This window comes from Ruoffia sp. FAM 20857 (assembly GCF_045528645.1).
In the GTDB taxonomy this organism is placed as follows: Bacteria; Bacillota; Bacilli; order Lactobacillales; family Aerococcaceae; genus Ruoffia; species Ruoffia halotolerans.
In genome coordinates, this window is sequence record NZ_JBGQRB010000001.1 from 1 (window position 1) to 26,457 (window position 26,457).

Here is a 26,457-nt window from a genome sequence, read left to right on the forward strand (position 1 = left end):
TTACACCGCACCCCCTTGTGCATTTCCTCCATGATGTCATCTTGAAGTTGAACATGTTTATCTTTAATATTTAGTAAGTCTGCGATATAATTCATATGAGCCAAGTGAATTCTCCTTTTAGTAATGTATGGTAACTTTATTATATAGGAATTCACTGGCTTTTGTGTACATACAAAAAAAGGTGTCAGTGAGATTTCTCTCACCAACACCAAAAATTCAAGAACCACTTTTTCACTTTTATAGAAGCTATAAGAATAGTATAATAAGTATTACGAATTAGAATAGCTAGGAGCATATTTAATGAAAAATGCAATGAAAAAAGTGGCCTTATTTGTTACAGCAATCATCTTATTTGGTTGTGCAAGTGATGATGAGCCAGAAGTGGTTATATCAGGGGCAAGTCCGACAACTACGACAGAAGTAAATGAAAATGGGCTCCCGATTGTTAAAGAACCTACAACCATAACGGAGACGATGTTACATACGGTTGTTCAAATGCAAGTCTATCATGAAGGCGTCGAAGATGTGATGCAAGAAGCGATTGATTATATGGCGGAGATGGAAACACTCCTTTCCACAAACGTTGAAGGATCTGACGTATATAGAATCAATGAGAATGCTGGGATTGAGCCGGTTGAAGTACAACCTGAAACAATGGAAATCATTAAACGTTCAATTCAAATTGCCCAAGAGAGTGATGGGCTCTTTGATATCTCAATTGGAGTTCTCACAGATTTATGGCAAATCGGAAGTGATGATGCGCGTGTTCCAGAAGATTCTGAAATAACTGAAGCAGTTAATCTAATCGATTATGAAAAGATTAGCATTGATGAAGAGAATATGACGGTCATGCTTGAAGAAGAAGGCATGTCACTGGAGTTAGGTGGTATTTCTAAGGGATATATTGGTAGTGGCATTGTTGAGATCTTTGAGGAAAACAATATTACAACAGCCATCATTAACCTTGGAGGGAATGTCGTTGTTATGGGGACATCACCATCCAATGAAGATGGTTGGAATGTTGGGGTTCAAGACCCTGATGAAGTGCGTGGTGAAATAGTTGGGACTCAACGTGTCATAAATGCAGCCATTGTTACAAGTGGTATCTACGAAAGATATTTAGAAGTGGACGGCACAAAATACCATCACATTATGGATCCTAGAACAGGCTATCCTTTAGATAATGAGATTTCAGGTGTAACTGTCTTTGCACCAACCTCTTTTGATGGTGACTCTTATTCGACAGCCTTATTCTTAATGGAGATTGAAGAAGGTATCGAGTTTATAAATTCAAAAGATGGGTTTGAAGTGGCTTATGTCGATAAGGAAGGTGGAGTACATCTTTCTGCTGGTATTCAAGATAGTTTTAATTTAACGAATGAGGAGTATTACATCGCTGATGAATAAAATAAATTTAAAAATGTTTTTAGAATTTGTCGAAATTCGAACAAAAATAGCAAGTTTTTTTCCAATGATGGTTGGTTTTTTATGGACAGGTTACTATTTCAAAGAATTTAATTGGTTGAATTCAGTTATATTTTTCCTAGCTGCGACTTGTTTTGATATGACGGTAACAGCGATTAATAATACATTGGATTATCACAAAGCCTTAGATAATAACTATAAGGAAGAGCAGAATGTGATTGGTAAATACAAATTAAATTACCGGACAATGGTCATCATTGTATTTATCCTTTTAGCTATTTCGCTGATACTTAGTTTATATCTCGTTTGGTTAACAGATCCAATGCTCTTATTGATCGGAGCTTTGTTATATTTTATTGGAATAATTTACACATTTGGACCGTTACCAATTTCACGTACACCATACGGGGAGATTTTCTCAAGTTTAACGATGGGATTCGGTATCACTTTTCTGGCGGTATTCATGACCCGCTATGAAGTACTGCTTTCAAGTGAATGGACTTGGACTAATTTAGTATTGAATATCGGTTGGTTTGATATTCTTAAGATATTTTGGTTCAGCTTGCCACAAATACTTTTAATAGCGAATATTATGCTTGCCAATAACACCCGAGATTTGGATACAGATATTCAAAACGAACGACGGACGTTAGTTTACTATATTGGTAGACCGAACGCGATTCGCTTGTATCAGTTGCTTAGCTTCTTACCATGGATTGTGTGGTTGACTTATATTATTACCGGTATATTCCCTTGGTGGACGATTGTTACTTTAGCCGTTGGCTATGTGCATTATCAAGGTGTGATGAGATATACGGAAAGAATTCCACAGCCAATTGCCTTTAAAGAAGCTATTCAGAGTTTTATATTGTTTTTAAGTATGTATGTCATTGCTCTATTTGTTTTATTGTTAGTATAAAGACAGCCTCGATTTTATTGAAAATCGAGGCTGCTTTTTTATTTAGGATATTTACTTAAAGTGTGTTCCATTGAGTTTTCTAACATTGTTTTTAAGACATCTAAATCAATATCAGCTAATTTATTTACGTAAATACACATTTTACCAGTGGTGTGTTTTCCAAGTTGCGCTAATAATTTATCTTTGTCTTTAAATTCGGTAGCAAGGTACAAACTAAATTTGGCTTTTCTAGGGGAAAAGGCTAAATAAGATGTATCACCTTCACGACCAGAATTGTAGACATAATGGTAAGTTCCAAAACCGATAATATTTGGATACCACATTTGAGGTTCAAAACCAGTCACTTCTTTAAATAAATCTAATAAAAAAAATGAATCAATTTGTTTTTGTTTTGAATCAATCGACTCAATAAATTCGACGACATCTTCACCTGTGGGTTTAAATTTGGCTGCTGACATTATAAAACCTCCATTTTATGATTAGTTATTTACAAGGGTAGTATCAATTCATCATCAGCCATTTTGCCGGTAATCTCTAACACGAGCCCGTGGGGGAGACAAATCGCAGTTTGCCCTGGTCTTTCAATCCAACCTGTTCTAACGCCAACTTGATCAGGACTATTATCTTCTTTAATACGAGCTTGGTTATTATTGATTTCGATAATATTGTACTGGTTATCGTTTGGATAATATGTCTTTTCGACTTCTAATCCTTCTGATAATTGGAACTCATCTACAACTTCACCGTGGATTTTCACTATCGCAACGGCATCTTCTGAATCATTGAGATGAGCATTCGTAATGACATTTGGAATAAAAGAAATGATGATTGACACGATAATAAATACATAATCAAAGGGTTTAAAGTAGCTTAATATTTTTCTCATGGGACCTACCTCTCTATTGCAAAGCAATGAATCTTTACTTATTGTATAAAAAAAATATGGTTTTATCTAGCTTTTTAGAGGGAAATTTGATACTATAACGTATGTGCGAAAATTACTATTTGAAATGCATTAAATTATTTATAGATAAGGAGATTTTATTATGAACTTAAAAGCAGAACTTAGAGAAACAACTGGCTCAAGTGCTTCACGCAAAGCTCGTGCTGAAGGAAAAGTGCCTGTATCTTTATACGGTAAAACAGTAGAAGCAACTTCGCTTTTAGTAGATCGTCGTGATTTCGAAGCTTTATTAAAAGAAGAAGGTACTAACGCGGTATTCAATTTAGATTTTAACGGTGGCACTCAAAAAGTATGGTTAAAAGACTATGAACGTGCAGCGTTAAAAGACGAAATGTACTCAATTGACTTGGAAGCTATCTCTGCTGACCAAACATTAACGGTAGAAATTCCATTATACGTTGTTAATGATGAAACAATTGAAGAAGGTATCGTTGAAATCGTTGAAAACGAAATTACTGTTGAAACTAAACCAGATACAATCCCTCAATACTTTGAAGTGGATGTAAAAGGCTTAGAAATCGGTGATACTTTAACTGTAGCGGATATCGCTCTCCCAGAAGGTGTAGAAATTATGATGGAAAATGATGAAACAATCGTTTCAATCTCAATTCCTACTGAAGAAGCAGAAGACGTAGATCCAGATGAAGAAGCAGCTGAACCAGAAGTAATTGGTGCAACTGAAGAAGAAGCAGAAGAAGCAGAAGAAGAGTAATCTTCAAATAATTTTATTAAAAGACACGTTCAATACGTGTCTTTTTCTATCTAAACATTCACCAAATTACGTGAAGAAAGGGAGGATTCCATTGAAAAATCATATTGCTTTATTTGAACCATTGATGCCTGCTAATACAGGGAACATCTCTAGAACTTGCGCGGCAACTAATTCAACGCTCCATTTAATTCATCCTCTAGGATTTTCAACCGATGATAAAATGTTGAAACGTGCTGGCTTAGATTATTGGCATAATGTTGATATTGTCGAGCATGATAATTTAGAGGCATTTCTTTCATACGTTGGTGAACGTAAACTGTATTTAATTACTAAATTTGCACCTCAAATTTATTCTGAGGCAGACTTGGCTCAAAATGAAAGTAATGAGCAATTCTTCCTATTTGGAAAAGAAACAACGGGCCTTCCGATTGAATTGATGGAAGCGCATAAAAATAACAGTTTGCGAATTCCAATGAATGACGAACATGTACGGTCACTTAACTTATCAAACACTGCTAATATCGTTATATTTGAAGCTTTACGCCAACAACAATGGCAAGAGCTAGAGGCAATTCATCATTATGACGATACTGACAAAGCGAAAGACTTGAATTGGTAGGATTGCTTGACTTTATGGCGGGATAATTTATAATATGATTAAATGAGAAACGAATAGTATTTGAGATAATTGTTAAGAGAAGTGATGGTTGGTGAGAATCACTCAGTTTAATCAAAGAATCCACGTTTTATTCAGCCTACGAAAGCGCGATTAAGTAGTGCCGGCCTCACCGTTATTGAATTTAAGAGCAAGTAAACTCACTATTATTGGGTTTATTTGAACTTGGGTGGCACCGCGAATGAGAACCTTTCGTCCCATGAATTATTCAGGGACGGAAGGTTCTTTTTTATGGCTATGTTTAATTTAATGAATATTTAAAATCACAGGAGGAAACAATATGTTAGATCGTAAAATGTTAAGAGATGACTTTGAATTTGTCGCAGAAAAACTTGCCACCCGAGGTGTGGAGCGTGAGTTATTAGAAAATTACCGCGACTTAGACGCGCAAAGAAGAGAATTAATTGCTCAAACTGAGGAAGCGAAGCAAACACGTAACGAAACAACTGAAAAAATTGCTCAGCTAAAACGCAACAAAGAAAATGCGGATGAGCAAATCAAAGCAATGCAAGAAATCGGTAAAGAAATTAAAGCGATGGATGACAAGTTAGTCGCGATTCAAACTGACTTAAATAATATTGAATTCACATTACCTAACATCCCAAATGAAGATGTGCCAGTTGGTGAAGATGAAGACGATAATGTTGAAATCCGCCGTTGGGGAGAAATTTCAGAATTTGATTTTAAAGCATTAAATCACTGGGATATTGCTGAAAACTTAGGTATCTTAGATTTTGAACGTGGAGCAAAAGTTGCCGGTGCGCGTTTCGTATACTATGTAGGCCTAGGAGCTCGTTTAGAGCGTGCTGTTTATAACTTTATGTTAGATACTCACGGGAAAAATGGCTACCGCGAAATGATCACACCTTACATGGTAAATGAAAAAGCAATGTTCGGAACAGGGCAATTCCCTAAATTTAAAGAAGATGTATTTGAGTTAGAAGGGGACCGTAATTTAACTTTAATTCCAACGGCTGAAGTTCCATTAACGAACTACTATGCTGATGAAATTCTTGCATTAGATCAATTACCTGTACACTTTACAGCATTTTCACCATCATTTAGATCAGAAGCAGGAAGCGCTGGTCGTGATACGCGTGGATTAATCCGTATGCACCAATTCCACAAAGTTGAGTTAGTTAAACTTGCTCGTCCGGATGAATCTTATGCAGAATTAGAAAGTATGACTAAAGATGCTGAAGGTATCTTAGAAGCATTAAAAATTCCATACCGCACAATTATATTATCAACAGGTGATATGGGATTCTCTGCTGCTAAAACTTATGATATTGAAGCATGGATTCCAGCTCAAGATACTTACCGTGAAATTAGTTCATGTTCAAACACAGAAGCTTTCCAAGCTCGCCGTGCAAAAATCCGCTACCGTAATGAATACGAAAAAGTAGAACATGTTCATACTTTAAACGGTTCAGGATTAGCAGTAGGACGTACAGTCGTAGCAATTCTAGAAAACTACCAACAAGCAGATGGATCTGTGAAGATTCCTGAAGTACTTGTTCCTTACATGGGTGGCATTACAGAAATCACTAAAGAAAATGCTATGGGATAATTAGATTAAGTTAAATAACCGAAAATCATAACTGAGTCGAGTGCTTAGATATGGTTTTCGGTTATTTTGATTTGGGATTTGGATGGGATGGGGCATTGTGAACCGGCACGACACTCCGCATTTTAGTTTGCGGTCCATTGTGTGCTGGCACGACACTCCGAATTTTAGCTTGCGGTCCATCGAGCTCCATCACGACGGCCCGCATTCGGATTTCAGAACCATCGCGCCTCCTCACGACGCCCCTTAAGGTCAAGTTTTACAAAAAAAGACCCAGTTGATTGCCATTAAAACAATCAACTGGGTCTATAAATTAAATATTAAAACTGGAACAGTGAGTAAAGTATAATGATCGCACCTAAGACGATACGGTATTTACCAAAGCCAGTAAAGTCATTACGTTTCAAGTAGTTCAGTAAGAATTTAATTGCAAATACGGAAACAATAAACGCAATGAACATTCCGAATAATAAATAAATCCATTCAACTGTCGTAAATGAAAAACCTAAGTCTAGAAGTTTAACTAAACTTGCACCGAACATCGCTGGAATACTTAAGAAGAATGAGAACTCTGTTGCAATGTGGCGAGATGTTCCAACTAATAACCCACCAATTATTGTAGAACCTGAACGAGATGTACCAGGGATGATAGACAATGCTTGGAAGATTCCAATTTTAAAGGCTGTTGCAAAAGATAAAGAATTAAAATCAGTTACTGTAGCTGCATGTTTTGATTCGCCTGTGCGTTCAATCCAAATAAAGATAATCCCGTACACAATCAGTGCAATAGCAACAACAATAGGATTATAAAAGTATTCATCCATATAATCTTTTAAAGCAAAGCCGAAGATTGCAACTGGTATACTTGCGAAAGCCACTTTAAACCAAAGAATCCAAGTATCCTTACGTTCCACTGAAGTTTTCTTTGGTGAAAAAGGGTTTAATTTATTAAAGTAAAGTAAAATTACTGCGAAAATAGAGCCTAATTGTACAAGTACTAAAAAGACCTCAACGAATTCTGAAGATAAATTCAAAGGAATTAAATCTTCTAAGATAATCATATGTCCCGTACTACTTATCGGTAGCCACTCTGTAATCCCTTGTACCACACTTAGGACAAAAATTTTTATAAGTTCAATAATATCAATCATTTGATCCATGTTTCCTATCCTCTCTAGAAATTTATTCAATCTATTATAACGTAAATTCACTAAAAAAGTATAGTATCCATGATAAAATCGAATTTAAGCGTTTTCTTCAAGGGAAAATAAGAATAAAAAAGCCAAACTGAAATCGTTTGGCTTTGATTGCAATATATTGTTAATTAAGCTGAGGCGATGCACACACACTCAGGTGCTTGTGTATCATTTTGGATAAATGTTAATTGACCTGTCTCAGCGTTACGGTCAAAGACAGAAATATGATCTGTATCTTGGTGAGCAACCAGAACGAATTTTTCTGTTTCATCAAGATTGAAATCACGAGGTATTTCACCATTCGTATCGATTTCTTGAATCTTCGTTAGTGCTCCACCATCTTTAGAAATTTCATAGACTGTTAATACATTATGGAAACGAGTTGAAACATATAGGAAGCGGCCGTCATTCGTAATACGGATTGCAGCGCCGGCTGATTTTTCAACGTGTTCTTCAGGAATATTCAGTTGCGTATCAACGGCAGCCATCTTACCTGCGGCGTCTAATGACACAACCGTAGTTGTGTTTGCTAACTCACCAATAATATATGCGTAAGGTTCTGTTGGATGTAATACTAAATGACGTGGCCCCGTTCCAGGTGTCAATTTAATCTCGCTAGAAGGAGATAAAGTACCATCATCTGCAATATCGTAAGTTGTAACAAAATCTGTACCTAAATCACAAACAAATAGTAAGTTTTGTGAATCATTAAAACCAGCAAAGTGAACGTGAGAAGAATCTTGGTTTTCATGAACACTTGAACCAGAATGTTCAACGGTTTGAATCACATCTAGTTCTTCGCCGTCTAATTTGAATACATCAATCACTCCTGCATGGTAGTTAGATACATAAATAGTTTGACTACTTTCGCGGTAACTTACATGACAACCACTACCGTTATCACCAAAACCACTAGCTACCTTGTCCCAAGTACCTTGTTCGTTCTTTTTGAAAGCTACGATTCCACCTTGGTCATTTTCTTTATGAATGGCAAAAAGTAAATCCTTAGCTTTAGATAAAGCCACAAAAGTTGGCCCGTTTAATTCGCTAATTAAATTTGTTTCTGAAAAAGCACCTTCCTTAACATCGAATTCAACTTGATGAATTCCTTTGTTGTCGCGTTTTGTATAGCCACCTAAAATAAATGTTTGAGTCATTTGATATCCTCCCAGTATATTAATACATAGAGTATAGCATAGATGAGTAAAATCATGAATGAATTAGATTCTTGAGATTTTTTATTAGTAGTGTGTTAAAATATCATTATCTTAAGTCATTGGAGTGAATTTTATGACAGATAATAAACGGAACGAAAAGCGTAAAGAAAGTTGGTTTGTGAGTCAATTTCTGAACAACCAATTTGTAATATTCTTATTCAATACACTGTTAATTTTATTAATTCTTTTAATATTTACACGTGTCGCTTACTTATTTAAACCAATCGTCACTTTTGTAAATTTAGTTGCCTTTCCAATTGTAGCAGCGGGGATTTTATATTATTTATTTTCGCCATTTGTTGCGCGATTAATTCAAAGAGGTGTATCAAGAAATATTTCGATTTGGATTATTTTTATCATTATTATTGCATTAATTAGTTGGGGTATTTCTACTTTAATACCATTGCTAAGAGAACAAGCGACGACATTCGTTGCGAATATACCCAATTATCAAGCATCATTAATGGAAACAATCGAGTCTTTACCTATCGATCTTGAAAGTGGTTTAATTGACCCGAAGATTACTGAATATTTTGCCAATATTGATTGGAATAGTATCACAGATCAGTTGAATACGATTATTACATCTACCTTTGGCGGTCTAGGAAGTGTAATTGGAACGGTGGCACAAGTAGTAACAGGATTAATAACAATGCCAGTGTTACTATATTATTTATTGCTGGAAGGCTATAAAATTCCGCAATATATCTTATATCATGTGCCTGATAAATACCGACCAAAAGTAGGGCGAATTTTATTGAAATCGAATCACCAAATCTCCCAGTATATTCGAGGACAAATATTAGTGGCGATCGTAGTAGGAATAATCTTTGCGATTGGTTATTCAATCATCGGTTTAGATTATGCAATATCACTTTCTGTGATTGCGGGTATATTTAATATTATTCCGTATTTGGGTTCTATAATGGCGGTTGTACCGGCATTAATTATCGGACTATTAATCTCGCCGTTCATGTTTATCAAAGTATTAATTGTGGTGGCCATCGAGCAATTGCTTGAAGGACGATTTGTATCACCACAAATATTAGGAAACAATTTAAAAATACATCCAGTAACAATCCTATTAGTATTACTCGGTGCCGGACGCTTATTCGGCTTATCAGGAGTTATCATAGGGGTTCCAGGCTACGCGGTCATTAAAGTAATTGTGACGGAGCTGTATAATACATTCCGAGAATCTTCAGGATTATTCGAAGAAGAATACGAAGTGGAAACATTAGCACCCGAAGTCATCGTAAGTCCTGTAAAGGAAAAAGAATAAAAGTAAAAGGTTGAAGTATATGAATAAACACATTAACAAAATAAAATTTTATAAAAAAATAGGGCTCATATTTATTGCAACTCTGTTTCTTGTCGGTTGTGGCAAGATTGAAAAAAACATTGAAGAGGTTGTTTCTAGCCAAGAAGTGAGTCAAGTAGAATCAGGTGGCACGTCTTCAAATGCGGATAATACTGAGAATGAAACACCCGTTGATGCTCGCTTTGTACCAGAATTTAGTCAAGTGATTGCTGAATTTAGAAACAGTGATGTGTTAACACTAGCAGATGAATCTTACTTTAAAGTAAATGAAACTTTCTCTCAAACACAGAATAATTTTCAATTAAGTGTCGAGAATATGGAGGTTTTTGAAGTCGAAAGTGCGGATGAATTTGTAAGTAGCGAATTTAACTATGAAGACAATCCAGGTTCAGTCGTCTTAATGGAAGTTGCTATAACAAACTTGACAGATGAAACTATTTATTATCCGATTGAAGGATTACGAATGAGTTATCAATCAGCAGATATGCAAATGCACCCATCATCTGCTTTTTATCCAGCTCAAAGTGGAGATTTAACGAAAATACTCGAACAAAATAACGGCGAAATAGGACCAAGAATGACCGTTAACGGTTATCTTATCTATGGCCTTGGTCAGGATGAGTGGGAAGAAGCATCAGATTTGGGAAATGTTTACCTAACTGTTGTACCCCCTCAATCGGAACCCGATGCCATCTCAGGAGTGGGCGCAAGTTTACTAGGAGATGAACGAGTTCTTTACTTACCTTTAGACGAGGAGACTCAAGAGCAATTATCTGAGAATAATCAAATGATTCCAGACCGTTTATCATCAGAATGGTGGGGTCAAAAGACGATCCTAGCTCAAGATCAATTGAATGAAACGAGTGAAGATGATGATGTTTCAGTTGAGTTATTAAGAGCCGAAATCAGTAATTTTGAACCAAAAAATGTTTATGAAGAAAATTTTCAAAACTTTAATTATGGTCAGATTATTGTGTCCATTGAATATGAAATTACTAATAATAGCGACCATGAACTCCTTCCAGTAGATGGGGTTGCCACTTTACAAATTGGTGAAGATAGCTTGAATAGTGATTACGTCTTAATTAATGATTACAACGGTACAGTCATCAAACCAGGAGATAGTTACACAACAATTAAGACTTTTGCCTTAGATAAACTGAGATATCAAGAAGTTTGTCAAGGGGAGCCCTTCTATATCGCGATTAACACGCCAGTGAAAAGTGAAGATGAAGAAGATTTAGAAGAGGACACTGGAGAAGAAACAATTGAAGTTAGCAATGATTTAATTTATTACTTTGATTTCACTTGGACACCTAACTTGGTTAATTACATCTATGAAGACTTAGATGTTGTAAGTAAAAGTGAATATGAATCGGATAATGAGTCACTTGATGAGAGTGAGTCAGAAGAAGTTGAAGAAGAAGACAGCTCAACTGATGAAGCGAGTGATGAATTAAATTAATCGAATAGGAGTTGGAGTATGGGAGCAATTGTTAATGCAGTAGTCATCATTGTGTGTTCCTTAATTGGACTGCAAATTCGCTCAGGTATCCCGGTGCGAGTGCAAAAAAGTTTAATGCAAGCTGTTGGCTTGTGTGTTCTATCTATCGGAATTGCCGGTGCAATCCAAGGGAACAATACCATTGTTATGATTTTAAGTATTGTAATTGGAACACTGATTGGCGAATGGGTTGATATCGACCATCGCGTTCTATCTGGGATTAATAAATTTGAGAAGAAAGTGGGTAAAGGTAGTGCCAAATACGGTGACCTTTCTCATGGCATGGTTAGTGCCGCAATGATTTTCTGTATCGGATCAATGGCTATTGTTGGATCTTTAGAAAGCGGTCTTATTGGAGACAATACGACCCTTTATACGAAAAGTATCTTAGATGGTATTACATCGATTCTACTTGCATCATCCCTAGGAATAGGTGTTGCCTTAGCATCAATTCCTGTTCTATTGATTCAAGGAAGTATTATCATTTTTGCTAGCTTATTAGAGCCTTGGTTACCGGTAGAAGTTATCACGGAGATTATCTGTGTGGGATCTGTATTATTAGTCGGCTTAGGCTTGAATATTATCGAAGTCACTCAATTCAAGATAATGAATTTTGTTCCAGCAATTATCTTACCAGTTATAATTATGTTATTTATTTAAATTAATGTAGTAAAGAAAGGGCGTTATAAAATGTACAAATGGCAACTCGATGATTTATATGTTGGTTATGAAAGTGAAGAATTTAAATCGGATTGGGCGAAATTAAAGCAATACAAAGAAGATTTTAAGCAATTAACTTTAGAAGATAATTTAGAAGATATTAAAGCGGCTGTGAAATTTAAAGAAGAGTTATTAATTACAGCAAGACGTATTGGCTCATTCATCAGCCTTACGTTATCAACAAATACAACTGATGAAACGTCAACGAATTATCGTGGTAAGTTTTCAAAAGTAATGTCAGAACTGACTAAAAACCAAATTATCTTAGATCGTTTTTTAGGAAGTATTACTACCGATATTACTCAAGATAGTGAGTTATCGGATTATACATTTGCCTTTAATGAATTAAAAGAAGAAGCAAAGCATTTATTAGATGAAGATACGGAAGCCGTGATTTCAAAACTAAACAACTCTGGTGCAAGTGCTTGGTCAAATTTACATACATACTTAACATCTACGGTAGAAGCAGACGTAGATGGAAAAACCTATACGTTAAGTGAAATTCGTAACTTAGCTTATGATGTGGACCAAGATGTACGTAAAAAAGCCTATGAAGCCGAATTAGCTATGTATGACAAAATTAAAGATCCCGTTGCTTTCTCATTGAACAATATTAAACAACAAGTTCTAACAACGTCATCATTACGTGGCTATGAATCACCATTAGATGAAACATTGCAACAATCACGCATGGACCGTAAAACATTAGATAGTTTAATGACAGCAATTCAAGAATACCTACCAGAATTCAGACGTTATTTAAAACAAAAAGCTACTTACTTAGGACATAAAAATGGCTTACCATTCTATGACTTATTCGCACCTATGGGGGAAGCGAGTCAACAATTCTCAGTTGAAGAATCTGGAGAATACTTAGTCAATCACTTTAGACCCTTCTCAGATAAGTTAGCTGATTTAGTACAAGAATTTTACGATAAGAACTATGTGGATTTCATTCCAAGAAAAGGTAAACGAGGCGGAGCGTTCTGCTCTAACTTACCATTTATTGGCCAATCACGTATTATGACGAACTTTGATGGATCACTATCTAGTGTCATTACAATGGCGCATGAACTAGGCCATGCGTATCACGGATCAATTATCCAAGCACATAAACCATTGAATTGGTCTTATTCTATGCCAGTTGCTGAAACAGCATCAACATTTAATGAAACATTAATTATGAATGACTTGTTAAATAATACAGACGATGAAGTTGAACAACTTGCTTTAATCGAATCATTGTTACAAGATACGACTCAAATTATCGTTGATATTTATTCACGTTATTACTTTGAAACAAAATTATTTGAAGCAAAAGAAGATAAATTCTTATTCAGTCAACAGCTTGAGGATCTAATGAAAGAAGCTCAATTAGAAGCCTATGGGGATGGGTTAGACCCAGATTACTTACATCCATATATGTGGGTAAATAAAGGTCATTACTATTCAGCAGGTTTAAGTTTCTATAACTTCCCTTATGCATTTGGTGGTTTGTTCGCTAGGGGCTTATATACAATCTATGAAGAGCAACCAGAAGGCTTTGTTGAACGCTATGATGAGTTATTAAAACTAACGACCGTATCATCTGTTGAAGAGACAGCAAAAGCGATGGACGTTGATGTCACTGATGTTGCATTTTGGCAAAAATCTTTAGACACTTTTGTTAACTATATTGATCAATTCGAAGAAATTACAAACAAATTAATGGCAACAAAATAATTAAACATAAAAAATTATCCCTGACTTTTTCAATAAAGAATGAGTCAGGGATAATTTTTATTTGTTTTGAATCGCTAATTCAACAATATGTCTTGCGAGCCATTCATTTCGAACGAGTAGGGGACCGTGGAAGTAAGAGCCGAAGGTGTTTTTGTAATGAACTCCTTCAGTTTGGTCCACACCATTATTCCCATTTCCTTTTATAACACGCCCCAGAGGTTTTAACTCAGATCCTAGATGAGTGACGCCGTTGTGGTTTTCAAAGCCATAATAAGTTTGATCATTTTCTTCATCATAGATTTCAATATCACCTATAAAACGAGAATCAATTTGTCTCTCAGTATAATGAGGTAAGATATTCATACCCTCTAAACGATCACCAGCGGCATTAATGTAGTATTGACCAAGTAATTGAAAGCCACCACAAATGGTTAACATAACACCGTCGTTCTCGATGAACGATGCAATTTCATCGCGGATGCGAGGTAAATCTTGCGAGACAATCTTTTGTTCATAATCTTGCCCACCACCGAAGAAAAGCAAATCAAAATCTTCAGCTAGAAAGTCATCACCTAGACTGACAATCGTTGTTTCAACCTGATAACCTGCTTCTTTAGCGTAATGCTGAAGCATTAGTAAGTTTCCATTATCGCCATATGTATTCAATAAGTTGCCATATAGATGACCAATTCGAATGTTTTTCATAAAGGGCACTCTTTTCTTTAAGTTATTTTGTAATATAGCCAGCTTGAATTAATTCTTTTCGTAAATCTAACATGGCCGTATAAGTTGCAAAGATATGGACACTGTCTGTCTTTGCTCCACGCATAGCTTGAACCACTTCTTCAATAGAATCAAGTTCTTGAATGTCACCATCGAATAACTCTGCTACATCTAAGCGTTTCGTCATATCATCTTTACGCATTCCCGCTGTGTAGACTGATTGGATATTAAAATCTGACATCTTCTCGAAGTCCCCGTCCCAAATCCAGCTGACATCTGTTCCATCCGCGTATTGATTGTTTAAAATCGCAATAAAGGTCGACGGATTTTTATCAAGTCCAACTAAATCGATGACTTGGTTTAAGCCGACGGGGTTCTTTACTAAATTAATTAACACTTGCTTGCCTTCGATCTCTAATATCTCTTGACGACCAAAGACACGTTTTGCTTTCTCAAAGCCAACATGAATTTGTTCAGGTGTCAATTCGAAGAAGCGACTCAAACTATAAGCAGCTAAAGCATTGTAGATATTATACATTCCAGCGACTGGAATTTGGAATTGGAAATCATTAATTGTAAAAGTTGAGTCTGTAATGTTTAAATCGTCTAAACTTGTCACTTTAAAGTCCAACTCAGGGCGTTTAAAGTCACAATTTTCACAATAGAATTTACCTTGATTTGCATAAGTTAAAGTGTGATATTTTAACACGTGGTCACACTTCGGACATAGGATACCGTCAGTGTTATGATGCGGAACGACATTACCATCCATTTGATCTTCAAAACCAAAGTAAAGACGAGGGTTTGGCAAATCAATGGAATTCAAAATGGGTGAGTCTGCATTAGAAATTACTGTCGCTTCAGGGGCTTCTTTGGCTGCATCAGCCATTAATTTATAGATCGTATAAATTTCACCGTAACGGTCCATTTGGTCACGAAAGACGTTCGTGTGAACAAATACCTTCGGCTTCACGTGTTTAACAACGTGCTTTAGGGAACCTTCATCGACTTCAAGCACAGCAATGCCTTTTTTGTTTTTCTCAAGGCGAGGGGCAGCTAGAAAGGTACTGACAATCCCTTGATGCATATTTGAACCTGTCGGGTTAGTTAGGACGTGAGGGTAAGCTTCATTCAAAGCGTAGACACTTAACGCCGTTGTTAAGGTTTTACCATTCGTTCCAGTGATGATAGCAACATCATAATTTTCACCTAATGTAGTTAGTATATCTGGGTCAATCGTTAAGGCAAGTTTACCGGGCAAACTACTTCCGCCACCAGTAAATTTTGTAAGAGCCCAACGAGATAGGCGGCCAACGTGAGTGGCAATATTACTTCTATAGCTCATTCATAATTCTCCTTTGGTGAGTATGATTACTCTTTTAACATTAGTATTTTAGCAATCATCCGTTTTAAAATAAAGTATTATATTTTAAGCGAGTCATTCCAAAATACACTTTTACCATAATTGTAATCAAAGTTGAATGAAGGTATGATATTCTTAGTTAGGAATATATAGAGTATACCCTAAAACACTAAAGATAATTTTATGATAATATTTCATCCAAGTAATTGACTAAGATGCTTGAGTATTTTATTATTAATAGTTGAGAGTAGAAAAGAAGGAGTTAGATCATGGCGAAACTGTACTTCAAATTCGGTGCAATGAATAGTGGGAAATCAATTGAAATCGTAAAGGTTGCACATAACTATGAAGAGCAAAATAAACCAGTTAAAATTTTTACGAGTGCTGTCGATACACGTACAAAAGTAGGCTTAGTTGCAAGTCGTACAGGATTAGAACGTGAAGCAACTCCGATTACGGATGACATGGATTTATATGAAGAGATTGCTGGAATTGATACGGAGTTATATTGTATCTTAATCGACGAAGCGCAATTCTTGAAAAAACATCATATATTAGAGCTTGCTCGTGTTGTAGATCAATTAAACATTCCAGTTATGGCATTCGGTTTAAAAAATGATTTCTCAAACGAGCTTTTTGAAGGTTCGAAATACCTTCTCATCTATGCTGACAAGATTGAAGAACTCAAGACAATTTGTTGGTATTGTCACCGTAAAGCGACAATGAACTTAAGAATCAATGACGGAGAACCGGTATATACAGGAGAACAAATCCAAATTGGTGGAAATGAATCCTATCTACCAGTCTGCCGAAGCTGCTACTACAATCCAGGCGGCGTAAACAAGTTATAAGAAATGGGGAAAAATAATGTTTGAACAACTAGATTCGCTAATTTTTCGCTATGACGAAGTTAATGAATTACTAAGTGACCCAAGTGTGATTAGTGATACAAACCGTCTACGAGAATTAACGATTGAAGAAAGTGATTTAAGACCCAAAGTCGAAAAAATCAAACGCTATAAACAAGTTAATGAAGAAATCGGTGAAACAGAAGAAATTCTATCTGAGAATACTGACGATGAAATGGCTGAGTTAGCGAAAGAGGAATTATCATCTTTAAAATCTGAGCGTGAAGAATTAGAAAGTCAAATTAAAATTATGATGATTCCTGAAGATCCAAATGATAAAAAGAATATCATTATGGAAATTCGTGGGGCAGCCGGTGGAGACGAAGCACAATTATTCGCTGGAGATTTACTAGATATGTATACGCATTACGCTACGAACCAAGGGTGGAAAGTAGAAGTCATTGATGCAAACATTACAGGTATCGGTGGTTATAAAGAAGTAACCTTAATGATTTCAGGTGATAAAGTGTATTCAAAACTTAAATATGAAAACGGCGCTCACCGTGTTCAACGTGTTCCTGAGACTGAATCTCAAGGACGTGTCCATACTTCAACGGCAACGGTTATCGTAATGCCTGAAGCTGAAGAAATCGATTTCGATATTGATGACAATGATATTCGTGTCGACATCTACCACGCGAGTGGAGCGGGTGGACAGCACGTTAACAAGACAGCTTCAGCGGTACGATTAACACATATTCCAACGAATACAGTGGTTGCGATGCAAGATGAGCGTTCACAATTGAAAAACCGTGAAAAAGCAATGAAAATCTTACGTGCACGTGTATTTGATAAAGTGCAAGAAGAACAACAATCTGAGATTGATGCAGATCGTAAGTTAAAAATCGGAACAGGAGATCGCTCTGAAAGAATCCGCACATATAACTTTCCACAAAGTCGAGTGACTGATCACCGAATTGGACTGACAATTCAACAGTTAGAATCAATCTTAAGTGGTAATTTAGATGACATAATTGATGCATTAATTGTCTACGACCAAACTCAACTATTGGAGGAGTTAAATGGTCCAAACAGTTAATTTAACATTAGGTGAAGCTTTGAATAAAGCTTCACTTTTTTTAAAAGCTTCGGGGTTTGATGAGCATTTAGCCAGAACTTATTGGATGATGACTTTTGAACAAACACTCACAAATGTTGTGTTAGCATTGAATAAACCGGTCAAAGAAGAAATGTATACACACTATATGCAGATACTTGAACAAATTATTGAAGGGAAACCCATTCAATATCTACTCGGCCATGCTTACTTTATGGAAGAGAAATTTAAAGTGACAGAACACACACTGATCCCAAGAGAGGATACGGCGGGTATTGTCACTCTGTCTAATAACTTTTTAGAAAACAAAGTGGATGCTAAAGTATTAGATATTGGAACGGGTACGGGAATTTTAGCTATAATGATTGCGAAGTTAAATACTAAGCAACACGTATTTGCCTCAGATATTTCACCTGAAGCACTCAAAGTCGCTAAAGAGAATGCATTAAATCACCAAGTTAATGTGGAGTTTATCGAAAGTAATTTATTTGAACACATTCCACAACAAAGCTTTGATTTAATCGTATCCAACCCACCTTATATTAGTGAAGATGAGTTGGATTTAATGGATGACAGCGTGAAGAAGTTTGAACCGTCATTAGCCTTATTTGCAGAAGATAATGGACTGGCAATTTACAAACAACTCACTAAACAAATACAATCATATGTAAAGGAAACGAGCATGATCATTGTGGAAATTGGTTTCCAACAAGGAGAAGCAGTTAAAACTATCTTCTCTGAGACCTTTCCAAATTCCACTATTGAAATTATCCTAGATTTAAATGGAAAAAATCGTTACGTACAAATTGAATTGTAAAGTAGGTATATAGAATGAATAATGAAAAACTAAACAAAACTAAAATATTTGGACGTGAGGAATTACGCGAAGCAGCGGATTCTTTAAAGCAAGGAGAATTAGTTGCTTTTCCAACTGAAACCGTCTTTGGTTTAGGTGCAATAGCCAACAACGACCAAGCTGTCAAACAAGTATTTAAAACTAAAGGACGCCCTTCGGATAATCCGTTAATTGTGCATGTTCACAGTATCGATTCAGTTTATGATTATGTTAATGAAGTGAACGATGTAGCTCTGAAATTAATGGAAACTTTTTGGCCGGGACCTTTAACAATTATCTTTCCGGTGAAAAAAGGTATATTTGCTGAAAGTGTCACACCGAATCAAAAGACTGTGGGGATTCGCATGCCTAATCAATTGGAAACTTTACTTTTAATTGAGATGGTTGGTTTTCCTTTAGTCGGCCCAAGTGCAAATTTATCTGGTAAACCGAGTCCAACGTCCATTGAGCATGTTATTCATGATTTTGATGGAAAGATTGCGGGCGTCGTGAATAATTATTCTGAGTTCACACAAGTAGGTGTTGAGTCAACGGTCGTTTGGCCGACAGCAGAACGCATTGAAATTTTAAGACCAGGGGCTATTACGCAAGCCATGTTAGCCAATGCAACAGGCATTGAAGTGTTAGAGAAATCGAGCGAGGAACAAATGAAAGGTACTACAATTGCCAGTCCAGGTGTGAAGTATACGCATTATAGTCCGAGTCAACCTGTTAAGATGATTGATCCTTCTCATTCGCTTGAAGATTGGAAAGACTTTATTAATGAAACAGATTTAAAGATTGGAATCTTGGCACAGGAACATATTATTTCTGAATTACAGACAAATAGTATTGGCTTCAGTTACTATTCATTAGGGAGCAATGAAGAGCTTGAACAAGCAACTCAACGCCTATTTGCAGGCTTACGTTTCCTTGAAAGTAGTGACTGTGATGTGATTTTTGCGCAGGCATTTGAAGAGACTGATGAAACACATGCATATTTAAACCGTCTTTCTAAAGCATCGTCGAGTATGATATAATATAAAAAAATAACCTGGAGGTGTCACTATGACATTTACTGATGATACATTTGTATTTGAACAGATTAAGAACGAGCAACTACGTCAACAAAATGGGATTGAATTAATTGCGTCTGAGAATTTCGTTTCACCAAGTGTTTTAAAGGCTCAAGGAAGCATTTTGACTAACAAATATGCTGAAGGGTATCCTGGTAGGCGATATTATGGCGGTTGCGAATTTGTTGATAAAATTGAACAAATTGCGATTGATCGAGCAAAAGAATTATTTAATGCTGAGTATGCAAACGTGCAACCACATTCTGGTTCTAGTGCAAACTTAGCTGTTTATCGTGCCTTTTTAGAACCAGGCGACAAAGTTTTAGGTATGGACTTATCTCAAGGTGGTCATCTAACTCATGGTTCGCCAGTCAACTTTAGTGGACAATCTTATGAGATGTATAGTTATGGTGTTGATCCGACGACAGAACTCATTGATTACGATAAACTTGAAGAAATTGCTACAGAAGTCCAACCCAAAATGTTGATTGCTGGTGCAAGTGCTTATTCGCGTGAAATCGACTTTGAACGCATCGGTGACATCGCTAAAAAAGTGGGAGCGATCTATTTTGTAGATATGGCTCACATTGCTGGTTTAGTAGCGGTTGGAGAGCATCCAGATCCTATTCCTTATGCGGATGTTGTAACGACAACAACACATAAGACACTTCGAGGACCTCGTGGTGGGATGATTCTTGCGAAAGAAGAGCATGCGAAGAAATTAAACAAAGCGATATTTCCAGGTATTCAAGGCGGGCCATTGGAGCATGTCATTGCTGCCAAAGCTGTTGCGCTTCATGAAGCATTGCAACCAGCCTTTAAAGATTATATTAAGCAAGTAAAACTCAATGCAAAAGCAATGGCACGAATATTTGATCTAAGTCCACTAAGAATTATTTCAGGCGGCACAGACAATCACTTATTCTTAATTGACGTGACTCCACTTGGCATCACAGGTAAATGGGCACAAGAGCGTTTAGATGCAGTAGGTATCACTGTAAATAAAAACTCAATTCCATTTGATAAAGAATCATTTGTTCAAACAAGTGGTATTCGAATTGGAACAGCTGCAATTACTACACGTGGATTGAAAGAATCAGATGTAGAATTAGTAGCGGATTTTATCCTTGATGCTTTATCAGCAGAAGAGGGCGAAATGTCAGAAATTAAAGACAAGGTCTATGAACTAATGAAAGACCGACCATTATTCAAATAATAAATTATCTTAGGAGGAATAAAATGGCAAAGTTTGAAGTAGTAAATCATCCATTAATTCAACATAAACTAACAATTATTAGAGATAAAGATTGTTCAACAAAGGTATTTCGTGAAGTAACAAATGAAATTGGTATGTTGATGGCTTATGAAATTACGAGAGATCTTCCCTTAGAAGATATTGAAATTGAAACACCGATTATGAAAACAACTCAAAAACAAATCGCTGGTAAAAAATTGGCAATTGTCCCAATCTTACGTGCAGGTTTAGGTATGGTAGATGGAATCATGGACATGATTCCAGCAGCTCGTGTTGGACATATCGGCGTGTATCGTGATCCTGATACGTTAGAAGCCATTGAATATTTTGCTAAATTCCCACAAGATATCGACGAGCGTCGTGTGTTCGTTGTTGATCCAATGCTTGCGACAGGAGTTTCTGCAATCACTGCACTTAACCAATTAACAACAAAGTATAATGTAAAAGAAGATAACATTACATTTGTTTGTTTAGTAGCAGCACCAGAAGGAATAAAAGCTTTACAAGAAGCGCATCCAAATGTAGATATCTACACTGCAGCTTTAGATGAGAAACTAAACGAACATGGTTATATCATCCCAGGTCTAGGAGATGCTGGAGATCGAATTTTTGGAACAAAATAATTAATTTACAATTCATTCAAAAAAGCGAATATGCTATTCATGATGACTGGACACAGACGAAGTTTAGAAATTTACTAGAATATATAATGTATTCATAGTATAATAAACGGCTGAAACGGTAAGTGTACTTTGTACCCCATCTTAATAGTTATATTCGTTTTTTAATGTCTACAAAGATGATTGACTAAATAAATCAAAAATATCAATTTGAAGGAGCAGTAATATGGATCAAAGGCAATTTTTCTCAGGCTTTTACAAGCATTCGATATCCAAGCGATTAGAATTAATGGAATCATGGCTGGGTTTATCTATTAATTCAGCGGATACCATGTTGCCGGAAGCCTATGCGAATCAAATGATAGAAAATTATTTATTTAATTATCATTTACCTCTAGGTGTAGCAGTTAATCTTAAAGTGAATAATGCTGAGTATGTAGTTCCGATGGCAATAGAGGAGCCATCTGTGATTGCAGCGGCCAGTTTTGGAGCTAAATTACTAGGAAATATTCAGGCGGAAACGAAAGAGCGACTGCTAATTGGACAAATTATTATGACAGTTCAACAATCTATGGCTGAAATTCAACAGATTATTAAAGAGAATAAGGCGAAGCTTCTCGACATTGCTTCTCAAGCAAGTGCATCCATGGTCAGACGTGGCGGGGGGCCAAGAGATATTTGGGTTGAAGAGAAAGAGCATCCTAATCGCAATTACATCAGTATTTATTTATCACTTGATCCCTGTGACGCTATGGGTGCTAATGTGATTAATACTGTCTTAGAAGCACTTTCTCCAACGATGGAATCCATCATTGAAGGTGAAGTCTTAATGAGTATATTATCCAATTACCAAGCACAGGCATTAACTATTGCTTCAGCCAAAGTACCATTTGCTCGCTTAAGCAATGATAAAGACGAAGCGATTAGTTTAGCAGAGCGTCTTGAGATGGCTTCAGACTATGCTTGGTTAGATCCCTACCGTGCTACAACACATAATAAAGGAATCATGAATGGAATTGATGCCGTAGTTATTGCAACTGGAAATGATTGGAGAGCAATTGAAGCAGGCGCTCATGCCTATGCGGTCAAAGACGGGCAATACCGTTCACTGACTAAGTGGCAAGTAAATTATGAAAATGAAATGTTAGAAGGTAGCATTGAGATACCGTTACAAGTTGCTACTGTTGGCGGTACATTATCATCCCATCCAACCGCAAAACTTGCCTTACAAATGCTCAATATCACATCAGCTAAAGATTTATCAAATGTCATCGCGTCTGTTGGCCTCGTACAAAACTTTGCTGCTATGAGAGCTTTAGTTAGTGAAGGCATCCAAAAGGGACATATGCGCATGCAAGCACGTGCTTTAGCCATGCAGGTAGGCGCAACAATAAAAGAAATACCGGCTGTTGTGACTCAGTTAAGTGAAGCTGGGCAAATGAACCGGGATACAGCAAGAAAGATTTTAGACGGAATACGGAAATAGAGATAGAGAAGGAGTGGATTCAAATCGTAAAGGTAGGAATCGATCAAATTACATTTCACGTACCAAATCACTACGTTGATATGGTTGAATTAGCAAAAGCTAGAGACATTGATCCAAATAAATTCTTAATTGGTATTGGGCAAGAGAAAATGGCTGTACCAACCATTGAAGAAGATATCGTTGCTATGGCAGCAAATGCAGCCAACAAAATTGTAACTAAAGAAGATAAAGAATTAATTGATCAAGTTATCTTCGCTACAGAATCCGGTTTTGATTTCTCAAAATCAGCTGCGACTTACATTCACCAAATGCTAGGTATTCAACCTTTTTCTAAAGCTTACGAAGTGAAACATGCTTGTTACGGAGGAACAGCAGGACTTATATCTGCATTTAATTACATAAAGCTGAACCCAGAACGAAAAGTTTTAGTGATAATGTCAGATATCTCACGCTATGGACTCAACTCGGGTGGGGAAGCGACTCAAGGTGCAGGCGCAATTGCCATGTTAGTAATTGCAAATCCTCGCATCTTAGCATTAGATAGCGAAACACTAAGTCTGACAGAAAATCAGTTCGACTTCTGGCGTCCGTCATACGCCGAAGTACCATATGTACAAGGTAAATACTCGACAGAACTATACATTGAAATGTTCAATACGATTATAGAAGAGTATGCAAAACGTTACCCTGAACGCCTAAGTGATTTACAAGCCATCTCATTCCACTTACCATTTACAAAGATGGGACGTAAATGTCTGCAATCTTTAGAGAACAAAGAAGAAACGAATATTAACCCAGAGTTAGTTGAAAGATGGTTTAGTCATTATCAAGACTCAACTTTTATTGGTCGCCAAGTTGGGAATGTTTATACAGGATCATTATACTTAAGCTTAATTTCTTTACTGAACTTCGATGACAATCTTGAAGAAGGACAAAGAATCGGGATGTTTAGTTATGGATCTGGTGCGGTTGCAGAATTATTCACAGGTACTTTACAACCAGGCTTCAAAGAAAATATTTCTAAAGAAGGTACGTTATTACACTTAAATCGACGAGAAAGACTAGATATCAAAGCTTATGAAGAGAATTTCGAAAAAACACTTTCTAATGAAGATGGAGTCATCGAAGTTGTCAAAAATAAAGAAACACTTCATCCAGGGTTCTACTTAGATCGCATTGATGATCACCGTAGATACTATAATGAAATAACAACAAAATAATTTAAGATTAAACTAGAACAATTCATCATTTGTTCTAGTTTTTTGTATAAAATAATATTATTAACTAGCCAAGAATATGATAGCGTATTCAGATTCAATTTAAGAATATTAAAATTTGTTTGTTAGTAAAATTTAAGTCAAAGAAAGTTAAGAATTACTTAAATTTGATTAAATGGCGAAATTGTAATATTTGTAAAAGGGGTAGTTGTAAACTTATAAGAGCAATGTTTGAATTATTACACTTATCTTTATTAAAATTTAATTTTGACAAGTCTGGAATTTGGATAAAATAAATCTGTTTAATTAAATTTGATTTTATGCTATGATAATTCCGAACTAGAAAGGTGGGCGTAGTATGGCGATTTTTAATGGTATGGCAGTACTTGTTGTCCGTTTTACGTTTATCCTATTGAGTTATATGGTCTTTAAAGATATTAATTGGCGTCAGTTTTTTTCTGAGCGCAAATATTACATGGCACAGTACGCGTGTATATTAGTTAGTATCGCAGTTGGACATGTAGCAGGTTCGTTCGTACTGACGATCATTGAGGTACTTCAAAATATATTTTTGAGTAGCTTTCTATAAATATTATATTTTTTTGTCGTAAGCTCCAATGCGACAAAATACTTAAAGGGGATTATTTTAAAATGCAAGAAATTATTGTTCAAGGTGGAAATCGCCTAGAAGGTACGGTAAAGGTTGAGGGAGCAAAAAATGCCGTTTTACCTATTTTAGCAGCATCAATTTTGGCAGAAACTGGTGTGACTGAACTAACGAATGTACCTATTTTATCTGATGTTTTGACAATTAATGAATTATTAACGAATATTCAAGTAGAAAATTCATTTAACGAAGAAGCAAACGAAATGAAAATTGACGCGACTGGTGAAGTTAAAACAATCGCTGACTATGATTTCGTAAGTAAAATGAGAGCATCAATTGTAGTCATGGGTCCATTATTAGCTCGTTTTGGACATGCAAAAGTAGCTATGCCGGGTGGGTGTGCCATTGGGACTAGACCCATTGACTTACACTTAAAAGGCTTTGAAGCACTTGGTGCTAAGATTAACAGCCAAGCTGGTTACGTAGAAGCAACAGCATCTAAATTAAAAGGTGCAAGAATCTATTTAGATTTCCCAAGTGTGGGTGCGACTGAGAATATTATGATGGCTGCAGTCTTAGCAGAAGGAGAAACAATCATCGAAAACGTAGCTCGTGAACCAGAAATCGTTGATTTAGCTAATTTCCTTAACAAAATGGGTGCTAAAATTGTCGGCGCAGGAACAGAAATGATTAAAATTAAAGGTGTTGAATCACTCCACGGTGTGAAGCATTCTGTTATTCCTGACCGAATTGAAGCAGGAACATTCATTGTTGCAGCCGCTGTAACACAAGGGGATGTTTTTGTTGAAGGTGCCATTCGCGATCACAACAAACCATTAATCAGTAAATTAACTGAAATGGGTGTTGAGTTTGAAGAATATACAAATGGAATCCGTGTTAAAGGACCAAAAACATTAAAAGCAACAGATGTTAAGACACTTCCTTATCCTGGTTTCCCAACAGATATGCAAGCACAAATGTCAATTGCACAATTATTGGCTGGTGGAAGCAGTGCTCTAACAGAGACAGTCTTTGAGAATCGCTTTATGCATTTTGAAGAATTACGTCGTATGAGTGCTAAATTTACAATTGAGCGTCAGACTGCTGTTATGTATGGACCAACTGAATTCAGTGGTGCAAGTGTAAAAGCAACTGACTTAAGAGCTGCAGCCGCATTAATTATTGCTGGTTTAGTAGCGAAGGGATTAACTCGCGTTTCAGAATTAAAAAACTTAGACCGTGGATATTATAAATTCCATGAGAAATTAGCTAACTTAGGTGCTAATATTGAACGTGTAGAAATTCAACCAATTGTTTCTGAATCTAATAAAACTAAAGTACTCGCTTAAAGTACAGAAAATAGATGG

The 26,457-nt window shown here is 36.2% G+C and carries 25 protein-coding genes and 1 other annotated feature; of the genes, 19 read left to right on the forward strand and 6 right to left on the reverse strand.

All coding sequences use genetic code 11. The annotated features are described in order from the left end of the window. Window positions 1–300: 300 nt before the first annotated feature. Window positions 301–1,407, forward strand: coding sequence for an FAD:protein FMN transferase (locus ACEN4N_RS00005; protein WP_407089733.1), 1,107 nt, complete (start codon window positions 301–303; stop codon window positions 1,405–1,407). Then, window positions 1,400–2,344, forward strand: a complete 945-nt coding sequence (locus tag ACEN4N_RS00010) for a UbiA family prenyltransferase (RefSeq protein WP_407089734.1) — start codon at window positions 1,400–1,402, stop codon at window positions 2,342–2,344. Before ACEN4N_RS00005 ends, ACEN4N_RS00010 begins: the two co-directional genes overlap by 8 nt. A 38-nt stretch (window positions 2,345–2,382) precedes the next feature. On the opposite strand, the gene ACEN4N_RS00015 is transcribed toward ACEN4N_RS00010, so the two are convergent. Further along, window positions 2,383–2,802: a DUF1801 domain-containing protein gene (locus tag ACEN4N_RS00015; RefSeq protein WP_407089735.1), complete on the reverse strand. Its 420-nt coding sequence runs from the start codon at window positions 2,800–2,802 to the stop codon at window positions 2,383–2,385. Window positions 2,803–2,831: 29 nt separating this feature from the next. Next, entirely contained in the window at window positions 2,832–3,230 is a 399-nt protein-coding gene (locus tag ACEN4N_RS00020) for a NusG domain II-containing protein (RefSeq protein ID WP_407089736.1), read from the reverse strand. Window positions 3,231–3,390: 160 nt separating this feature from the next. On the opposite strand from ACEN4N_RS00020, the gene ACEN4N_RS00025 reads away from it, so the two are divergent. The 3 genes from ACEN4N_RS00025 (at window position 3,391) to serS (ending at window position 6,266) form a co-directional block, all read left to right on the forward strand. Continuing rightward, window positions 3,391–4,020, forward strand: a complete 630-nt coding sequence (locus tag ACEN4N_RS00025; RefSeq protein ID WP_407089737.1) for a 50S ribosomal protein L25 — start codon at window positions 3,391–3,393, stop codon at window positions 4,018–4,020. A 91-nt stretch (window positions 4,021–4,111) separates the two neighbouring features. Then, a complete protein-coding gene (locus tag ACEN4N_RS00030) occupies window positions 4,112–4,639 on the forward strand; it encodes a tRNA (cytidine(34)-2'-O)-methyltransferase (RefSeq protein ID WP_407089738.1) in 528 nt (175 codons plus the stop codon). Window positions 4,640–4,673: 34 nt separating this feature from the next. Beyond that, window positions 4,674–4,899: a binding site (T-box leader), on the forward strand. Window positions 4,900–4,976: 77 nt separating this feature from the next. Then, window positions 4,977–6,266 (forward strand): serine--tRNA ligase, encoded by a 1,290-nt coding sequence (gene serS, locus ACEN4N_RS00035; RefSeq protein ID WP_407093468.1) that lies wholly within the window; start codon window positions 4,977–4,979, stop codon window positions 6,264–6,266. Window positions 6,267–6,583: 317 nt separating this feature from the next. On the opposite strand, the gene ACEN4N_RS00040 is transcribed toward serS, so the two are convergent. Further along, window positions 6,584–7,423: an undecaprenyl-diphosphate phosphatase gene (locus ACEN4N_RS00040; RefSeq protein ID WP_407093469.1), complete on the reverse strand. Its 840-nt coding sequence runs from the start codon at window positions 7,421–7,423 to the stop codon at window positions 6,584–6,586. Window positions 7,424–7,587: 164 nt separating this feature from the next. Further along, entirely contained in the window at window positions 7,588–8,616 is a 1,029-nt protein-coding gene (locus ACEN4N_RS00045) for a lactonase family protein (RefSeq protein ID WP_407089741.1), read from the reverse strand. A gap of 133 nt (window positions 8,617–8,749) precedes the next feature. On the opposite strand from ACEN4N_RS00045, the gene ACEN4N_RS00050 reads away from it, so the two are divergent. The 4 genes from ACEN4N_RS00050 to ACEN4N_RS00065 are packed head-to-tail and all read left to right on the forward strand — an operon-like array spanning window position 8,750 to window position 13,943. Beyond that, on the forward strand, window positions 8,750–9,958 hold the full coding sequence (locus ACEN4N_RS00050; RefSeq protein WP_407089742.1) for an AI-2E family transporter: 1,209 nt from the start codon (window positions 8,750–8,752) through the stop codon (window positions 9,956–9,958). Between the two features lie 19 nt (window positions 9,959–9,977). After that, window positions 9,978–11,462 (forward strand): hypothetical protein, encoded by a 1,485-nt coding sequence (locus ACEN4N_RS00055; protein WP_407093470.1) that lies wholly within the window; start codon window positions 9,978–9,980, stop codon window positions 11,460–11,462. 18 nt (window positions 11,463–11,480) lie between these two features. Then, complete coding sequence (locus ACEN4N_RS00060; RefSeq protein ID WP_407089744.1) at window positions 11,481–12,161, forward strand: DUF554 domain-containing protein; 681 nt, start codon at window positions 11,481–11,483, stop codon at window positions 12,159–12,161. Between the two features lie 30 nt (window positions 12,162–12,191). Continuing rightward, the gene (locus ACEN4N_RS00065; protein WP_407089745.1) at window positions 12,192–13,943 is read left to right on the forward strand and encodes a M3 family oligoendopeptidase; all 1,752 of its coding nucleotides are present in this window, start codon (window positions 12,192–12,194) and stop codon (window positions 13,941–13,943) included. Between the two features lie 57 nt (window positions 13,944–14,000). Here the strand turns inward: ACEN4N_RS00065 and ACEN4N_RS00070 are convergent, their stop codons facing one another. Beyond that, window positions 14,001–14,648, reverse strand: a complete 648-nt coding sequence (locus ACEN4N_RS00070; protein WP_407089746.1) for a type 1 glutamine amidotransferase — start codon at window positions 14,646–14,648, stop codon at window positions 14,001–14,003. A gap of 22 nt (window positions 14,649–14,670) precedes the next feature. After that, on the reverse strand, window positions 14,671–16,011 hold the full coding sequence (locus ACEN4N_RS00075) for a MurT ligase domain-containing protein (protein ID WP_407089747.1): 1,341 nt from the start codon (window positions 16,009–16,011) through the stop codon (window positions 14,671–14,673). Window positions 16,012–16,298: 287 nt separating this feature from the next. Between ACEN4N_RS00075 and ACEN4N_RS00080 the strand changes: the two genes are divergently transcribed. The 10 genes from ACEN4N_RS00080 (at window position 16,299) to murA (ending at window position 26,439) form a co-directional block, all read left to right on the forward strand. Then, window positions 16,299–16,880, forward strand: a complete 582-nt coding sequence (locus ACEN4N_RS00080) for a thymidine kinase (RefSeq protein WP_407089748.1) — start codon at window positions 16,299–16,301, stop codon at window positions 16,878–16,880. Window positions 16,881–16,896: 16 nt separating this feature from the next. After that, window positions 16,897–17,976, forward strand: a complete 1,080-nt coding sequence (prfA, locus tag ACEN4N_RS00085; protein ID WP_138405502.1) for a peptide chain release factor 1 — start codon at window positions 16,897–16,899, stop codon at window positions 17,974–17,976. Then, complete coding sequence (prmC, locus tag ACEN4N_RS00090; protein WP_407093471.1) at window positions 17,960–18,811, forward strand: peptide chain release factor N(5)-glutamine methyltransferase; 852 nt, start codon at window positions 17,960–17,962, stop codon at window positions 18,809–18,811. Before prfA ends, prmC begins: the two co-directional genes overlap by 17 nt. Before the next feature lie 14 nt (window positions 18,812–18,825). Beyond that, entirely contained in the window at window positions 18,826–19,869 is a 1,044-nt protein-coding gene (locus tag ACEN4N_RS00095; protein WP_407089750.1) for an L-threonylcarbamoyladenylate synthase, read from the forward strand. Window positions 19,870–19,897: 28 nt separating this feature from the next. Continuing rightward, a complete protein-coding gene (gene glyA, locus ACEN4N_RS00100; protein WP_407089751.1) occupies window positions 19,898–21,121 on the forward strand; it encodes a serine hydroxymethyltransferase in 1,224 nt (407 codons plus the stop codon). Window positions 21,122–21,144: 23 nt separating this feature from the next. Beyond that, window positions 21,145–21,783: a uracil phosphoribosyltransferase gene (gene upp / locus ACEN4N_RS00105; RefSeq protein WP_407089752.1), complete on the forward strand. Its 639-nt coding sequence runs from the start codon at window positions 21,145–21,147 to the stop codon at window positions 21,781–21,783. Window positions 21,784–22,006: 223 nt separating this feature from the next. Continuing rightward, window positions 22,007–23,266 carry a hydroxymethylglutaryl-CoA reductase, degradative gene (locus ACEN4N_RS00110; RefSeq protein WP_407089753.1) on the forward strand — a complete coding sequence of 420 codons (1,260 nt, stop codon included), beginning with the start codon at window positions 22,007–22,009 and terminating at the stop codon, window positions 23,264–23,266. Window positions 23,267–23,304: 38 nt separating this feature from the next. Next, window positions 23,305–24,486: a hydroxymethylglutaryl-CoA synthase gene (locus ACEN4N_RS00115; protein ID WP_407093484.1), complete on the forward strand. Its 1,182-nt coding sequence runs from the start codon at window positions 23,305–23,307 to the stop codon at window positions 24,484–24,486. A 355-nt stretch (window positions 24,487–24,841) separates the two neighbouring features. Then, window positions 24,842–25,072, forward strand: coding sequence for a DUF1146 family protein (locus ACEN4N_RS00120; protein ID WP_407089754.1), 231 nt, complete (start codon window positions 24,842–24,844; stop codon window positions 25,070–25,072). 62 nt (window positions 25,073–25,134) lie between these two features. Beyond that, window positions 25,135–26,439 carry a UDP-N-acetylglucosamine 1-carboxyvinyltransferase gene (gene murA, locus ACEN4N_RS00125; protein WP_407089755.1) on the forward strand — a complete coding sequence of 435 codons (1,305 nt, stop codon included), beginning with the start codon at window positions 25,135–25,137 and terminating at the stop codon, window positions 26,437–26,439. The last annotated feature ends 18 nt before the right edge of the window (window positions 26,440–26,457 follow it).

Excerpts from the sequence above, each read along its gene's own strand:
- ACEN4N_RS00110 (WP_407089753.1), top strand. The coding sequence starts at position 22,007 with ATGGATCAAAGGCAATTTTTCTCAGGCTTTTACAAGCATTCGATATCC.
- prmC (WP_407093471.1), top strand. The coding sequence starts at position 17,960 with ATGGTCCAAACAGTTAATTTAACATTAGGTGAAGCTTTGAATAAAGCT.
- ACEN4N_RS00005 (WP_407089733.1), top strand. The coding sequence starts at position 301 with ATGAAAAATGCAATGAAAAAAGTGGCCTTATTTGTTACAGCAATCATC.
- upp (WP_407089752.1), top strand. The coding sequence starts at position 21,145 with ATGGCAAAGTTTGAAGTAGTAAATCATCCATTAATTCAACATAAACTA.
- ACEN4N_RS00050 (WP_407089742.1), top strand. The coding sequence starts at position 8,750 with ATGACAGATAATAAACGGAACGAAAAGCGTAAAGAAAGTTGGTTTGTG.
- glyA (WP_407089751.1), top strand. The coding sequence starts at position 19,898 with ATGACATTTACTGATGATACATTTGTATTTGAACAGATTAAGAACGAG.
- murA (WP_407089755.1), top strand. The coding sequence starts at position 25,135 with ATGCAAGAAATTATTGTTCAAGGTGGAAATCGCCTAGAAGGTACGGTA.
- ACEN4N_RS00075 (WP_407089747.1), bottom strand. The coding sequence starts at position 16,011 with ATGAGCTATAGAAGTAATATTGCCACTCACGTTGGCCGCCTATCTCGT.
- ACEN4N_RS00055 (WP_407093470.1), top strand. The coding sequence starts at position 9,978 with ATGAATAAACACATTAACAAAATAAAATTTTATAAAAAAATAGGGCTC.
- ACEN4N_RS00020 (WP_407089736.1), bottom strand. The coding sequence starts at position 3,230 with ATGAGAAAAATATTAAGCTACTTTAAACCCTTTGATTATGTATTTATT.
- ACEN4N_RS00015 (WP_407089735.1), bottom strand. The coding sequence starts at position 2,802 with ATGTCAGCAGCCAAATTTAAACCCACAGGTGAAGATGTCGTCGAATTT.
- ACEN4N_RS00060 (WP_407089744.1), top strand. The coding sequence starts at position 11,481 with ATGGGAGCAATTGTTAATGCAGTAGTCATCATTGTGTGTTCCTTAATT.
- ACEN4N_RS00040 (WP_407093469.1), bottom strand. The coding sequence starts at position 7,423 with ATGGATCAAATGATTGATATTATTGAACTTATAAAAATTTTTGTCCTA.
- ACEN4N_RS00045 (WP_407089741.1), bottom strand. The coding sequence starts at position 8,616 with ATGACTCAAACATTTATTTTAGGTGGCTATACAAAACGCGACAACAAA.
- ACEN4N_RS00025 (WP_407089737.1), top strand. The coding sequence starts at position 3,391 with ATGAACTTAAAAGCAGAACTTAGAGAAACAACTGGCTCAAGTGCTTCA.
- prfA (WP_138405502.1), top strand. The coding sequence starts at position 16,897 with ATGTTTGAACAACTAGATTCGCTAATTTTTCGCTATGACGAAGTTAAT.
- ACEN4N_RS00120 (WP_407089754.1), top strand. The coding sequence starts at position 24,842 with ATGGCGATTTTTAATGGTATGGCAGTACTTGTTGTCCGTTTTACGTTT.
- ACEN4N_RS00065 (WP_407089745.1), top strand. The coding sequence starts at position 12,192 with ATGTACAAATGGCAACTCGATGATTTATATGTTGGTTATGAAAGTGAA.
- serS (WP_407093468.1), top strand. The coding sequence starts at position 4,977 with ATGTTAGATCGTAAAATGTTAAGAGATGACTTTGAATTTGTCGCAGAA.
- ACEN4N_RS00095 (WP_407089750.1), top strand. The coding sequence starts at position 18,826 with ATGAATAATGAAAAACTAAACAAAACTAAAATATTTGGACGTGAGGAA.
- ACEN4N_RS00070 (WP_407089746.1), bottom strand. The coding sequence starts at position 14,648 with ATGAAAAACATTCGAATTGGTCATCTATATGGCAACTTATTGAATACA.
- ACEN4N_RS00080 (WP_407089748.1), top strand. The coding sequence starts at position 16,299 with ATGGCGAAACTGTACTTCAAATTCGGTGCAATGAATAGTGGGAAATCA.
- ACEN4N_RS00010 (WP_407089734.1), top strand. The coding sequence starts at position 1,400 with ATGAATAAAATAAATTTAAAAATGTTTTTAGAATTTGTCGAAATTCGA.